This is a genomic window from Undibacterium sp. GW821-FHT11B02 (assembly GCF_058808955.1).
Window position 1 is genome coordinate 289,127 of record NZ_JBXASD010000002.1, and the last position, 13,430, is coordinate 302,556.

Genomic DNA, 13,430 nt, shown 5'->3' on the forward strand with positions numbered 1-13,430 from the left:
TTTAAACCTGAATTACAGATCAAGCAACAGGCGGGCTGGATCTTCCAGCGCGTCTTTCATTGCCACCAGACCCAGAACAGCTTCACGACCGTCAATGATACGATGGTCATAAGACATTGCCAGGTAATTCATAGGACGGATCACGATCTGACCATTTTCAACCACGGCACGATCCTTGGTCGCATGCACGCCCAAAATTGCTGATTGTGGTGGGTTGATAATAGGTGTAGACAACATGGAACCGAAAGTACCACCGTTCGAAATGGAGAATGTACCGCCAGACAGATCGTCCAGAGTCAGCTTACCATCTTTGGCCTTGGCACCGAATTCACCAATTTTCTTCTCGATGTCAGCAATTGACATCTGATCTGCGTTACGCAGGATAGGTACGACCAGACCGCGTGGTGAACCGACAGCGATACCGATGTCGAAGTAACCGTGGTAGACGATGTCATTGCCATCAACAGATGCGTTGATGATAGGGTATTTTTTCAATGCGGCAACAGCAGCCTTGACGAAGAAGGACATGAAACCCAGTTTCACGCCATGTTCTTTTTCAAACTTGTCTTTGTACTTGTTACGCAAGTCCATGACGGGCGCCATGTTGACTTCGTTGAAAGTCGTCAGAATCGCATTAGTGGATTGCGATTGCACCAGACGTTCAGCGATACGTGCACGCAGACGGCTCATCGGTACGCGTTCTTCCGGACGGTCGCCCAGGCTGGCGATTGTAGGAGCTGCAACTTGCTGCAAAGCAGGTTTGCTGGCAACTGGTGCAGCCAGAGGTGCAACTGCCGGTGTTGCCGCAGGTTTGCCGGCAACTGCTGCCAGTGCATCACCTTTGGTGACGCGGCCATCTTTGCCAGAGCCATCAACTTGTGCTGCAGTCAGGTTATTTTCTGACAGGATTTTTGCTGCGGCAGGCATCGCCACACCAGCAGAAGATTTTGCATCAGCAGTGGCTGCAGCTGCAACAGCGGCTGGCGCAGCAGCCGGGGCTGCGACGGTACTAGCACTTGCTGCCGTGTCGATAATAGCGATAATTTCACCAGCAACAACTGTGCTGCCATCACCCTTGATGATTTGCGTGATGACGCCAGCGTCTGGCGCAGGCAGTTCCAATACGACTTTGTCAGTTTCCACGTCGATCAGGTTTTCGTCACGGCCAACTGCTTCGCCAACTTTTTTGTGCCAGGACAACAGGGTTGCTTCTGCGACTGATTCAGATAACTGAGGAACTTTTACTTCGATAATTGCCATTTTTTACTCTCCGATTCGGGTAGCCAAATGCGACATCAGCTTCTGATGTCGCATCGCGTCATTATTTGGTCAGGACAAAGCCTTTGAGTTTGGAAAACGCCGTTTCCAGCAATGCTTTTTGTTGTGCATAGTGCTTGTCGTAATAACCGACAGCAGGTGATGCACTGGCTGGACGACCTGCATAAGCAAGCTTTTGCCCTTCTTCCAGACTTTCAAAAATATTGTGCTGAATCTGGAACCATGGTCCCTGATTTTGCGGCTCATCTTGTGCCCAGACCAATTCCGCCATGTTCGGGAATTTTTTCAGTTCTGCAGCAAAGCTCTTGTGCGGGAAAGGATACAGTTGTTCAACACGGATAATTGCTGTATCAGTCTGACCACGCTCTTTACGAGAATTAACCAGATCAAAATACACCTTACCGGAGCAAGCAACCACGCGCTTGACTTTTTTCGCATCGATTTTTTCATCCACTTCACCGATAACGGTGTGGAAGCTGCCCTTGGCCAGATCAGACAATGGCGAACCCGCATCCTTGTTACGTAACAGGGATTTTGGTGTCATGATAACCAGTGGCTTACGGAACATGCGTATCATCTGACGACGCAACAGATGGAAAATCTGCGCTGCTGTCGTTGGCTGAACCACTTGCATATTATTATCAGCACACAGTTGCAGGAAACGCTCAGGACGTGCGGATGAGTGCTCCGGACCCTGGCCTTCATAACCATGCGGCAACATCATGACCAGACCGGATGCGCGACCCCATTTCACTTCACCAGAGCTGATGAACTGATCGATAACCACTTGCGCGCCATTGGCGAAGTCGCCAAATTGCGCTTCCCAGATAGTCAGCGTGTTTGGTTCTGCTGTGGAATAACCGTATTCAAAGCCCAATACCGCTTCTTCAGACAAGACGGAATCGATGACAGTGAACGGTGCCTGTTTGTCAGAAATATTTTGCAGAGGAATATAAGTACCGGCATCCCAACGCTCACGATTTTGATCATGCAAAACCGCATGACGGTGAACGAAGGTACCGCGACCAGCATCCTGACCTGTCAGACGAATGGCATAACCAGAAGATACCAGGGATGCATAGGCCAGATGTTCGCCCATACCCCAGTCCAGGTTCATGTCGCCACGACCCATGGTTGCGCGGTCACCCAGGACTTTTTCTACCAGACTATGCGGCTTGAAGCCTTCAGGTACGACAGTAATACGCTCTGCCAGACGCTTCAACTCAGTCAATGGAACGGCTGTATCAGCTGCGTCGGTCCATTTGCGGTTGAGGAAAGGAATCCAGTCAACGGCGTACTTGTTTTTGAAGTTGGAGATAACCGGGTCATGGGTGTGCTTGCCTGCATCCATGGCGTCGCGGTAAGCCTTGACCATTTGATCGCCGCCATCCGCAGGAATAGCGCCCTGCGCTGCCAGCTTGTCTGCATACATCTTGCGAGTGCCAGGATGCTGACCAATTTTCTTGTACATCAAAGGTTGCGTCAGTGCAGGCGTATCTTGTTCGTTGTGGCCCAGTTTGCGATAGCAGATGATGTCAACAACGACATCCTTCTTGAATTCCAAACGGTAATCCAGAGCGATCTGGGTAGCCAGGACAACAGCTTCAGGATCATCTGCATTGACGTGCAATACTGGTGCTTCGATCATTTTGACAACGTCTGAGCAATACAGTGTAGAACGGGAATCGCGTGGATCAGAAGTCGTGAAGCCGATCTGGTTATTGATGACGATATGCACAGTACCACCTGTACCGTAGCCGCGAGTCTGCGCCAGGTTCAGGGTTTCCATGACCACGCCCTGCCCTGCAAACGCGGCATCACCGTGTACCAGGATAGGCAAAACTTGTGAGCCATCTTTGTCGCCACGACGATCCATGCGTGCTTTGACAGAACCTTCAACCACTGGGTTGACGATTTCCAGATGGGAAGGGTTAAACGCCAGCGACAAATGAACCGGGCCGCCTGGGGTAGAAATGTCGGAAGAGAAGCCTTGGTGGTATTTAACGTCACCTGCTGGCAAGTCATCACCGTGTTTGCCTTCAAATTCAGCAAACAAGTCCTGAGGCATTTTGCCCAGAGTATTGACCAATACGTTCAGACGACCACGGTGGGCCATACCGATAACGATTTCTTCTACGCCGCGCTCACCGGCGCGCTGGATAGTTTCATCCATGGAGGCGATAAAGCTTTCGCCACCTTCCAGGGAGAAACGCTTCTGACCTACATATTTAGTATGCAGATAACGTTCCAGACCTTCGGCCGCAGTCAGGCGATCCAGGATATGTTTTTTCTTTTCCAGGGAAAAGGATGGGGTAGAACGAATGGATTCGAGTTTTTGTTGCAACCAGCGCTTTTCAGTCGGGTCGCTGATGTACATGAACTCGGCACCGATAGAACGGCAATACGTATCACGCAAGGCATTCAACAGGTCGCGCAATGATGCAGTTTCTGGCCCGAAATAGGTGTTGCTGATGTTGAACTGGATATCCATGTCCGCATCAGTAAAGCCATAAAAGCTGGGTTCCAGTTCCGGGATGCTTGGGCGTTCCTGGCGTTGCAGCGGGTCCAGATTGGCCCAGTGACTGCCGAGGAAGCGATAGGCAGCGATCAGTTGCTGGGCAGCGACACGTTTGCGCCCCATTTCAGCGTCAGCTGTGGCATTGACTGTGCGTATCGGGCCTTGTTTGGCGCGTTCAGCAAAGGAAGCAATGACGGGAGCATGTGCAACGTCGGGTTTGGCAGAGCCATCAACCGCAGGCACATTTTGCATGGCGTCAAAATACGCGCGCCAATTTTCAGGAACAGAACCGGGATTATTCAGATACGCTTCATACAGTTCTTCTACATACGGCGCATTGCCACCGAACAAGTACGAGTTAGCGTTATATTGTTGCATCATCTTGCTCACCTTTCTTCGCGTTTCGCGAGATTAGCGGGTTAATCTAACCTTCCGCGACACGGCCTGACCGGTTAGCGGATTGCACATCAAGTTGTGGGGAAGGGCTTATTCAAACTATCTTCGTGATCGAATCAAAAATCATGTTCTTTTAATATGATTTTTGATTTAATCGCGAAAGTTATCTGTAAAAATCACTTTCGTGCCGAAGCATAGCATATTTACTGAAGAAAAAAAAAGCGAGTCTTCAAGACTCGCTTTTTAGATTGCCAAATTTGATCAAAAATCAACGTTTAATTAACGCTTGTCCATTGCTGGCACATCACGCTTAGGTGAGCCGACAAACAATTGACGTGGACGACCAATTTTTTGCTCTGGATCAGAAATCATTTCTTTCCACTGAGCGATCCAGCCTACTGTACGCGCCAGGGCGAAGATACCAGTAAACAAGGCGGTTGGAATACCCAACGCACGTTGAACGATACCAGAGTAGAAGTCAACGTTAGGATACAGCTTGCGGCTAACGAAGTATTCGTCTTCCAGAGCGATTTTTTCCAATGCCATGGCCAGTTTGAACAATGGATCATCTTGCAGACCCAGTTCTTGCAATACTTCATAGCAGGTTTCGCGCATCAACTTGGCACGTGGATCGTAGTTTTTATACACACGATGACCAAAGCCCATCAACTTAACGCCAGAATTCTTGTCTTTGACTTGAGCGATGAAAGTAGGAATATTGTCGACACTGCCGATTTCTTCCAACATGCTCAATGCAGCTTCATTTGCACCACCGTGAGCAGGACCCCACAGGCAAGCGATACCAGCAGCGATACATGCAAATGGATTGGCACCAGAAGAGCCCGCCAGACGCACGGTTGATGTAGATGCATTTTGCTCGTGATCTGCATGCAGGATCAAAATACGATCCAGCGCACGTACCAGCACTTCATTGGTTTTGTATGGCTCACATGGTGTGGAAAACATCATGTGCATGAAGTTGGCGCTGTAGGACAGGTCATTGCGTGGATACACGAAAGGCTGGCCGATGGAATATTTGTACGCCATGGCAACCAGTGTAGGCATCTTGGCGATCAGGCGAATAGCCGATACTTCACGGTGATGCGGATCATTGATGTCCAGGGAATCATGGTAGAACGATGCCAGGGCACCGACGGTACCTACCAATACCGACATAGGATGGGCATCGCGACGGAAACCACGGAAGAAGAATTGCATCTGCTCATGCACCATGGTGTGATTGGTGACGGTCGCAACAAATTCTTTCTTTTCCGCAGCATTTGGCAATTCACCATTCAGCAACAGGTAGCAGGTTTCCAGGAAGTCGCCGCCATTGACTGCCAGTTGTTCGATAGGATAACCGCGGTACAGCAATTCACCCTTGTCGCCATCGATATAAGTAATGGAAGAATTACAGGCTGCCGTGGACATGAAACCTGGATCATAGGTGAACATGCCGGTAGAACCATACAATTTACGGATGTCGATGACATCAGGACCAATTGAGCCCTTGTAAATCGGCATTTCCAGGGCTGGGGAGCCATCGGAGAATGATAGGGTGGCTTTTGTTTCAGAATTAGTCATGGCTCTTCCTTCAGATAAGAGGTGAGTCGTTAATCAAAAAAACACAAAATAAAATTGACTTACGCCGTTTGCAGACGTAGCAATAAAGCATGAATATGAGGGAGATCAACCTCTGCTTCTGGCTGCTTTTTAGCCATGATCAGATCCATTAAGGTATTGTCAGGCAATTCCATCAGGCGACTGAAGGCATCCACTTCCTCATCTGTCAGGGATTCTTCATGGGCATCAAGAAAACGCGTCAAGATCAAATCGTTTTCCAGCAAACCGCGCCTCGCCCGCCACCGCAAACGGGCCCGCTTTACCGGGTCGCTTTGATGAGGTATTGCTTGTGACTCAAACATAATTAATTCTCTTTCATACTAACTATTTCATGCGACTCTCAGGCAAGTCATAAAAATCGCATGAAATAGCAGCGATGCCCGGAAGCTTCGCTGACAACAACACAAACTTAGACCGCGCGACGTACCATCAGTTCTTTAATCTTACCGATAGCACGGGTAGGATTCAGACCTTTTGGACAGACATCCACACAGTTCATGATTGTGTGGCAACGGAACAGGCGATACGGATCTTCCAGATTGTCCAGACGCGCACCAGTTGCTTCATCACGGGAATCAGCAATGAAGCGGTAAGCCTGCAACAAACCTGCCGGGCCGACAAATTTGTCCGGATTCCACCAGAAAGACGGGCAGGAAGTCGAACAGCAGGCACACAGGATACATTCGTACAAACCATCCAGTTCTTCGCGTTCAGCAGGCGACTGCAGACGTTCTTTTTCTGGTGGAATGGAATCATTCATCAGGTAAGGCTTGATGGAATTGTATTGCTTGAAGAATTGCGTCATGTCCACGATCAGATCGCGGATCACTGGCAAGCCAGGCAAAGGACGCAAGATAATAGGCTCGCTCAATTCATTCAGGTTGGTGGTACAGGCCAGACCATTCTTGCCATTGATGTTCATCGCATCAGAACCACACACACCTTCACGGCATGAACGGCGCAACGCCAGGGAATCATCAACGTCAGACTTGATACGCTGCAATGCATCCAGCAACATCTTGTCAGTGTCTTGCAACTCGACGGTCAAGTCTTGCATGTAAGGCTTGGCGTCCTTGTCCGGATCGTAGCGATAGATTTTAAATTTCAGTGTACGTGCCATATCGGTATCTCTTTAGAATGTACGTGGTTTTGGTTTGAAGGTATCTACAGTCAGTGGTTTAGTCACGACTGGCTTGTAGTCGAGGCGATTGCCTTCGGAATACCACAAGGTATGCTTCATCCAGTTAACGTCGTCGCGCTGTTCGTAATCGCGATGTGCATGCGCACCACGGGATTCTTTACGTGCGGCGGCAGATGTAATCGTTGCCTTGGCTGTTTCAATCAGATTATCCAGCTCCAATGCTTCCACACGTGCTGTATTGAAGACTTTGGATTTATCTTTGAAAGAAACATGCTTGCGACGCTCATCAAGCTCCATAATTTTCTTGTAGCCAGTTTGCAGCAATTCATCGGTACGGAACACGCCGCAGTATTGCTGCATGGTGCCGCGAATCGCGTTGGCAACGTCTTGTACGCGCTCGGAACCGGTACTGGTTTCCAGTTTAGCCAAGCGTGACAGCGCCAGATCAGCTGCATCAGCAGGCAAATCTTTATTGCTACGTTCTTTAAGCTTGCTGGCAACAACGTGATTACCGGCTGCACGACCAAACACCAGCAAATCGAGCAGAGAGTTAGTACCCAGACGGTTGGCACCATGCACAGATACGCAAGCACACTCGCCGATCGCATACAAACCATTGACGATTTCGCTGCCACCGTTTTTAGGTGCCACTACCTGACCATAGATATTGGTAGGGATACCGCCCATTTGATAGTGAATGGTAGGAACGACAGGAATTGGCTCTTTAGTCGCATCCACGTTAGCAAACTTGTGGGCGATTTCCAGAATCGATGGCAAACGTTTTTGAATTGTTTCAGCACCAATATGACGCAGGTCCAGCATGACGTGATCTTTATTCGGACCACAGCCACGGCCTTCCTTGATTTCCTGATCCATGGAACGGGAAACGAAGTCACGTGGAGCCAGATCTTTCAGTGTAGGTGCATAACGCTCCATGAAGCGCTCGCCCTGACTATTCACCAGGATACCGCCCTCACCACGCACACCTTCAGTAATCAGCACACCAGCACCGGCAACGCCGGTTGGGTGGAATTGCCAGAATTCCATATCTTCCAGTGGCAAACCAGCACGTGCAGCCATACCCATACCGTCACCAGTATTGATAAATGCATTGGTAGAAGCTGCCCAGATACGACCAGCACCGCCAGTTGCAAATATCGTGGTTTTGGCTTCCAGCATCATGACTTCGCCGGTTTCCATTTCCAGCGCAACCACACCCAGCACATCACCGTCCGCATCGCGGATCAGATCAATCGCCATCCATTCAACAAAGAAATGGGTACGGGCGCGTACATTGCGCTGATACAGGGTATGCAACAAGGCATGGCCGGTACGGTCAGCAGCTGCACAGGCACGCTGCACAGGTTTTTCACCGAAATTGGCAGTATGACCACCAAATGGACGCTGATAAATCGTGCCGTCGGCATTACGGTCAAACGGCATACCAAAATGTTCAAGTTCGTATACGACTTTTGGTGCTTCACGGCACATGAATTCGATCGCATCCTGGTCGCCCAGGTAATCGGAACCCTTGACCGTATCGAACATATGCCAGTACCAGTTATCTTCCGACATATTACCCAGGGAAGCACCGATACCGCCCTGCGCAGCTACCGTATGAGAACGGGTAGGAAATACTTTAGACAGTACCGCGACATTCAGACCAGCTTCAGCCAATTGCAGCGAAGCACGCATGCCTGAACCACCGGCACCAACGATGACCGCATCAAAACGGCGGCTAGGAATTGTGGATTTAATTGCAGCCACTTTTATACTCTCCACAAAATCTGTGCAGCATAGCCAGCACAAGCAATCAGCCACAGAATAGTGGCAACCTGAAATACCAGACGCACAAATACGCTGTGTGTCACATAATCCATCCAGACATCACGCATACCTACCCAAGCGTGATACAGCAGGCAGATAACGACAGAAAAAGTCGCCAATTTGAACCATTGCATGGCAAAGATGCCAGCCCACGCTTCATAACTGAAACTCCTGGCGGTCAAAAACAGACCAAGCAAAATCACTGTATACGTAGCCATCACGATTGCGGTGATACGTTGCGCCAACCAGTCGCGCAAGCCATAGCTTGCACCTACGACCAGGCGCTTTGGACCAATATTGTTATTTGCCATTTAAAATACTCCAAACAATTTCAGGCCTGTCAATGCAGCCAGCACCAGACTGATCACCAGAACACTGACCGCAGATTTGCGTGCAGAGTCTTTATTCAGACCAAAATGCAGATCCATAAACAAATGACGAATACCCGCACAGAAATGATGCAAGTACGCCCAGACCAGGGCAAGGATAACCAATTTGACAAAAACGTGAGATGTAAAGCCCTGCAATTCAGCAAACGTCAATTCAGAAGTCAGGCTTTTATCGAGCAAGTACAAAATGAAAGGCAACAACAAGAACATCAACATTCCACTACCGCGATGCAAGATGGAAACAAAGCCTGCCAGTGGCAGCCTGTAGCCAGTCGCATCTATCAGGCGCATTACACCAAAGCGCGGTCTGGTTTTTACTACTTCAGACATAAATAATCTCCCCATTAACTAGTCTGTACATAAACCTTGCAATTTTCGCTCATTTTGGTGCATTGCACCAACAAAAATCAGCCCAATTTACAAAATATCGCTATCTTAAACCCAAACCCAACACTCTCGCCGGGTACGGGTCAGTGCAAAACCAGGTAATCCCACTTGAAATGCGACCATCAAGGCAGCATTAGCTCAATTCATTCCGGTAGTGATGATTAACTGTCAGGTACAAACCACGACGCAATTCAACCGGTTTATCACCATACGTGAAAGAAACCCGCTCCACATTGAGCAAAGGCATACCAACATCAACATTCAAAAGGGAAGCCACCTGCTCATCCGCACAAACGGCACGAATCTGCTCAGACGCACGGATCATGTGAGTACCGAATTCAGTTTCGAACAAGCCGTACATAGGACCTTTGTACTCATTCAGACGTTCGGCAGTCAAACCTTTGAAGATAGAACCCGGCAACCACAAATCATCCAGAATGGTAGGCACTCCGGAAAAAGACTGCACACGACGAATGAATACAACAGAATCCCCGGATTTGATGTCCAGCAACCGCGCCACCTCGGCCGGCGCACGCATGCGCCTGACTTCAATAATTTTATTTTCAGGGTAGTGCGGCACGCCCTCATCCGGCGCCAACCGCAAGAAACGGAACTGCGAGCGAGCCTCATGATGGGTCGCCACAAAAGTCCCTTTACCCTGCCGGCGCACCACCAGGTTTTCCGCCGACAACTCATCAATCGCCTTACGCACAGTCCCCTGACTGACCTTGAAACGGCTGGCCAACTCCATCTCACTGGGGATCAGCTCACCCGGCTTCCATTCACCCGATTGCAAGCTCTGAGTGATCAGGGATTTTATCTGTTGATATAATGGGCTGAATGTAGGTGAAGCACTCAAGGACGAAGCGGCAGCACCAGTGCCAGGCGTAGCTGGACTGATAGGCTGATTACTTGCGATAGGTATGATTGAGTTCATAGACTGCAATTTCACCACAAAAACACCCATCCCGTCCAGAACAAAGTATCAAGTGATATGTCTTATATAAGACATAAGATATTCATTGACACTTCAGCGCGCAACACCTAAACTCATGGGAAATATAGCTGGCAACTTGCCCACAGCATTTCTGCCACACCAGTGCAATATAGTTCGAACGTCTTTAATGTAAAGGAAGAAAAACGGCTTCAGCGCTGATTTTGGCTGACTGACATGATTTTCAACTGTATCATTAAGTGTTTTACATAGTGTCCGCAATACCGCAACAAGCAAATACGGGCACGGCATTTGTTTAAAATTCGTTTTCACACCACTTCGGAGATGCATCATGGCGAAATCCCCTATGCGCGTAGCTGTTACCGGCGCCGCAGGCCAAATCGGCTATTCCCTTCTGTTCCGTATCGCTAATGGCGACATGCTGGGCAAAGACCAGCCCGTGATATTGCAATTGTTAGAAATTCCTGACGAAAAAGCACAAAAAGCGCTGAAAGGCGTCATGATGGAAATCGATGACTGCGCTTTCCCACTGCTGGCCGGCATGTCCGCCCACAGCGACCCAATGACAGCGTTCAAAGACATCGACGTCGCCCTGCTGGTTGGTGCCCGTCCGCGCGGCCCAGGCATGGAACGCAAAGACTTGCTGGAAGCCAATGCACAGATTTTCACTGTACAAGGCAAGGCACTGGATGCAGTTGCTTCCCGCAACGTTAAAGTTCTGGTGGTTGGCAACCCAGCCAATACCAATGCTTACATTGCAATGAAATCAGCCCCTTCCCTGCCAGCTAAAAACTTCACTGCAATGCTGCGTCTGGATCACAACCGTGCGTTGTCCCAAGTCGCTGCCAAAATTGGCAAACCTGTTGCTGCAGTTGAAAAACTGTGTGTTTGGGGCAATCACTCCCCAACCATGTATGCTGACTACCGTTTCGCGACAGTTGATGGCGCATCCGTTAAAGACCTGATCAATGATCAAGTCTGGAACAAGGATGTGTTCCTGCCTACAGTCGGCAAACGTGGCGCAGCCATCATCGAAGCACGTGGCCTGTCTTCCGCAGCGTCTGCAGCGAATGCAGCGATTGATCACGTACGTGACTGGGTTCTGGGCACAAACGGTAAATGGACAACCATGGGCATTGCTTCTGATGGCTCTTATGGTATCCCTGAAGGCACCATGTTCGGCTTCCCCGTCACAACAGAAAACGGCGAATACAAGATCGTTCAAGGTCTGGAAATCGATGAATTCTCGCGCGAACGCATCAACATCACTCTCAAAGAATTGCAAGAAGAGCGTGACGGTGTGAAACACCTGGTAGGCTAATCAAGTCTGGGACAGTCTGCGGCCAAACCCGCAGGCTGTTTCAATCAGGACTCCATATTCAAGATGCATCCCTCCTCTGTGCTTTTTCAGGATCAGTTACCACCGGTATTTTTACCGGTCTGTGATCACTATGCTGGCTCTGAAAAACTCATGCGCAAGTCCATTGCCCTGCAGCATGAACTTGGCCCTATTTTCGATATCACGCTTGACTGTGAAGACGGTGCCGCCGCCGGCAATGAAAAAAATCATGCCGAGCTGGTCGCCGCTTTAGTCGCGAGTACAGACAATCTGTTTCAACGTATAGGCGTGCGCGTGCACGACGTGCATCATCCTGCCTTTGAGCAGGATTTATCCATCATCTTGCCGACTGCCGCCGCCAAACTGGCCTATGTGGTTTTACCTAAAGTGGATAGTGCAGCCGAGGTGAAGTCTGCCCTCAGCAGTATCAATCGCTTCGCCCACAAGGCAGATGGCAGCCTGATACCCGTTCACGTATTAATAGAAACGCACGGTGCCCTGGCTGAAGTAAAGGAAATTGCCGCGCTGCCACAGGTACAATGCCTGTCATTTGGGTTGATGGACTTTGTGTCCGCCCATTACGGTGCAATTCCAGCCACAGCCATGCGTTCACCCGGACAGTTTGAACATCCGCTGGTGATGCGAGCCAAGCTGGAAATAGCTGCCGCCTGTCATCATTATGGAAAAATTGCCTCGCATAATGTCACCACTGAAATACGGGACAAGGACGTTGTCGCCAATGATGCGCACCGCGCCGCCCAGGAATGTGGCTATACCCGCATGTGGAGCATACATCCGGACCAGATTAGGGCAATAGTCGGTGCGCTGACACCCCCAAACCAGGAAGTCGATGAAGCCATATCCATCCTGTCATCAGCCAAAGAGCATCAATGGGGACCAATACAATGGCAAGGACAGCTACACGACCGCGCCAGTTACCGCTACTATTGGACAGTTTTAAAAAAAGCCCAGTTTGGGCAAGTTGTTTTACCAGAAGCAGCACGAGAATTACTCTAGGGAGACCCTCATGAAATTACTTTCTTTTATCAGCCTGGCATTTGCCGCATGCGCCTTGCTCACGGCCAATGTCCACGCAGTGGAAGCGCCACACAGCAAAACCAAAGCCAGCGCCAAAACAGCGAAACCCGCTGCAGCCCAGGCCGCCGACAAAGAAAACGATGAGCCGGAACCAGATATACAGCAGCACAATAGTTTCGAATACAAATGCGAACTGGGTAATTCATTGACGATGTATGTCAATCCCGTAGATAGTGATCATGTCGCCATGCGCTGGAAAAAACGCCTGTATCGCCTGTCCAAAGTGGACACCACAACGGGCGCAGTTCGTTTTGAAAACAGCAAGTCAGGTCTGGTCTGGATAGGCATTCCGGCAAAAGGCCTGTTGCTCGATTCACACAAGGGCCAGCAACTGGCAAACGAATGCAAGACAGCAACGCCTGCCCTTGCCGAAGTGGACAGTGGTGCAGCGACATCTGCGCAAGCCAAATAAAACAAGCAAAACAAATAAAACAAGTAATAGCAGCAAGTAAATTTCTGATCGTTGATTTTTGTAAATA

Annotated in this window: 12 protein-coding genes; 3 read left to right on the forward strand and 9 right to left on the reverse strand. The window is 49.6% G+C overall.

What is annotated here, in order from left to right; translation table 11 throughout:
- Positions 1-12: 12 nt before the first annotated feature.
- The 9 genes from odhB to AC1RVX_RS04580 all read right to left on the reverse strand — a co-directional run bounded on the left by odhB (position 13) and on the right by AC1RVX_RS04580 (position 10,496).
- On the reverse strand, positions 13-1,260 hold the full coding sequence (gene odhB, locus AC1RVX_RS04540; RefSeq protein ID WP_493215390.1) for a 2-oxoglutarate dehydrogenase complex dihydrolipoyllysine-residue succinyltransferase: 1,248 nt from the start codon (positions 1,258-1,260) through the stop codon (positions 13-15).
- A 61-nt stretch (positions 1,261-1,321) separates the two neighbouring features.
- Positions 1,322-4,177 (reverse strand): 2-oxoglutarate dehydrogenase E1 component, encoded by a 2,856-nt coding sequence (locus tag AC1RVX_RS04545; RefSeq protein WP_493215391.1) that lies wholly within the window; start codon positions 4,175-4,177, stop codon positions 1,322-1,324.
- A gap of 294 nt (positions 4,178-4,471) precedes the next feature.
- Positions 4,472-5,776 (reverse strand): citrate synthase, encoded by a 1,305-nt coding sequence (gene gltA / locus AC1RVX_RS04550; protein WP_493215392.1) that lies wholly within the window; start codon positions 5,774-5,776, stop codon positions 4,472-4,474.
- 59 nt (positions 5,777-5,835) lie between these two features.
- A complete protein-coding gene (locus AC1RVX_RS04555; RefSeq protein ID WP_493215393.1) occupies positions 5,836-6,117 on the reverse strand; it encodes an FAD assembly factor SdhE in 282 nt (93 codons plus the stop codon).
- A 107-nt stretch (positions 6,118-6,224) separates the two neighbouring features.
- On the reverse strand, positions 6,225-6,935 hold the full coding sequence (locus AC1RVX_RS04560; protein WP_493215394.1) for a succinate dehydrogenase iron-sulfur subunit: 711 nt from the start codon (positions 6,933-6,935) through the stop codon (positions 6,225-6,227).
- 12 nt (positions 6,936-6,947) lie between these two features.
- Positions 6,948-8,723 carry a succinate dehydrogenase flavoprotein subunit gene (gene sdhA / locus AC1RVX_RS04565; protein ID WP_493215395.1) on the reverse strand — a complete coding sequence of 592 codons (1,776 nt, stop codon included), beginning with the start codon at positions 8,721-8,723 and terminating at the stop codon, positions 6,948-6,950.
- A 2-nt stretch (positions 8,724-8,725) separates the two neighbouring features.
- Complete coding sequence (gene sdhD / locus AC1RVX_RS04570; RefSeq protein ID WP_493215396.1) at positions 8,726-9,094, reverse strand: succinate dehydrogenase, hydrophobic membrane anchor protein; 369 nt, start codon at positions 9,092-9,094, stop codon at positions 8,726-8,728.
- On the reverse strand, positions 9,095-9,502 hold the full coding sequence (gene sdhC / locus AC1RVX_RS04575; protein ID WP_493215397.1) for a succinate dehydrogenase, cytochrome b556 subunit: 408 nt from the start codon (positions 9,500-9,502) through the stop codon (positions 9,095-9,097).
- 190 nt (positions 9,503-9,692) lie between these two features.
- Entirely contained in the window at positions 9,693-10,496 is an 804-nt protein-coding gene (locus AC1RVX_RS04580) for a GntR family transcriptional regulator (protein ID WP_493215398.1), read from the reverse strand.
- A gap of 349 nt (positions 10,497-10,845) precedes the next feature.
- On the opposite strand from AC1RVX_RS04580, the gene AC1RVX_RS04585 reads away from it, so the two are divergent.
- The 3 genes from AC1RVX_RS04585 to AC1RVX_RS04595 all read left to right on the forward strand — a co-directional run bounded on the left by AC1RVX_RS04585 (position 10,846) and on the right by AC1RVX_RS04595 (position 13,363).
- On the forward strand, positions 10,846-11,835 hold the full coding sequence (locus tag AC1RVX_RS04585) for a malate dehydrogenase (RefSeq protein WP_493215399.1): 990 nt from the start codon (positions 10,846-10,848) through the stop codon (positions 11,833-11,835).
- A gap of 63 nt (positions 11,836-11,898) precedes the next feature.
- Positions 11,899-12,870 (forward strand): HpcH/HpaI aldolase/citrate lyase family protein, encoded by a 972-nt coding sequence (locus AC1RVX_RS04590; RefSeq protein WP_493215400.1) that lies wholly within the window; start codon positions 11,899-11,901, stop codon positions 12,868-12,870.
- Between the two features lie 10 nt (positions 12,871-12,880).
- Positions 12,881-13,363 carry a hypothetical protein gene (locus AC1RVX_RS04595; RefSeq protein WP_493215401.1) on the forward strand — a complete coding sequence of 161 codons (483 nt, stop codon included), beginning with the start codon at positions 12,881-12,883 and terminating at the stop codon, positions 13,361-13,363.
- The last annotated feature ends 67 nt before the right edge of the window (positions 13,364-13,430 follow it).

Excerpts from the sequence above, each read along its gene's own strand:
- odhB (WP_493215390.1), bottom strand. The coding sequence starts at position 1,260 with ATGGCAATTATCGAAGTAAAAGTTCCTCAGTTATCTGAATCAGTCGCA.
- AC1RVX_RS04545 (WP_493215391.1), bottom strand. The coding sequence starts at position 4,177 with ATGATGCAACAATATAACGCTAACTCGTACTTGTTCGGTGGCAATGCG.
- gltA (WP_493215392.1), bottom strand. The coding sequence starts at position 5,776 with ATGACTAATTCTGAAACAAAAGCCACCCTATCATTCTCCGATGGCTCC.
- AC1RVX_RS04555 (WP_493215393.1), bottom strand. The coding sequence starts at position 6,117 with ATGTTTGAGTCACAAGCAATACCTCATCAAAGCGACCCGGTAAAGCGG.
- AC1RVX_RS04560 (WP_493215394.1), bottom strand. The coding sequence starts at position 6,935 with ATGGCACGTACACTGAAATTTAAAATCTATCGCTACGATCCGGACAAG.
- sdhD (WP_493215396.1), bottom strand. The coding sequence starts at position 9,094 with ATGGCAAATAACAATATTGGTCCAAAGCGCCTGGTCGTAGGTGCAAGC.
- sdhC (WP_493215397.1), bottom strand. The coding sequence starts at position 9,502 with ATGTCTGAAGTAGTAAAAACCAGACCGCGCTTTGGTGTAATGCGCCTG.
- AC1RVX_RS04580 (WP_493215398.1), bottom strand. The coding sequence starts at position 10,496 with ATGAACTCAATCATACCTATCGCAAGTAATCAGCCTATCAGTCCAGCT.
- AC1RVX_RS04585 (WP_493215399.1), top strand. The coding sequence starts at position 10,846 with ATGGCGAAATCCCCTATGCGCGTAGCTGTTACCGGCGCCGCAGGCCAA.
- AC1RVX_RS04590 (WP_493215400.1), top strand. The coding sequence starts at position 11,899 with ATGCATCCCTCCTCTGTGCTTTTTCAGGATCAGTTACCACCGGTATTT.
- AC1RVX_RS04595 (WP_493215401.1), top strand. The coding sequence starts at position 12,881 with ATGAAATTACTTTCTTTTATCAGCCTGGCATTTGCCGCATGCGCCTTG.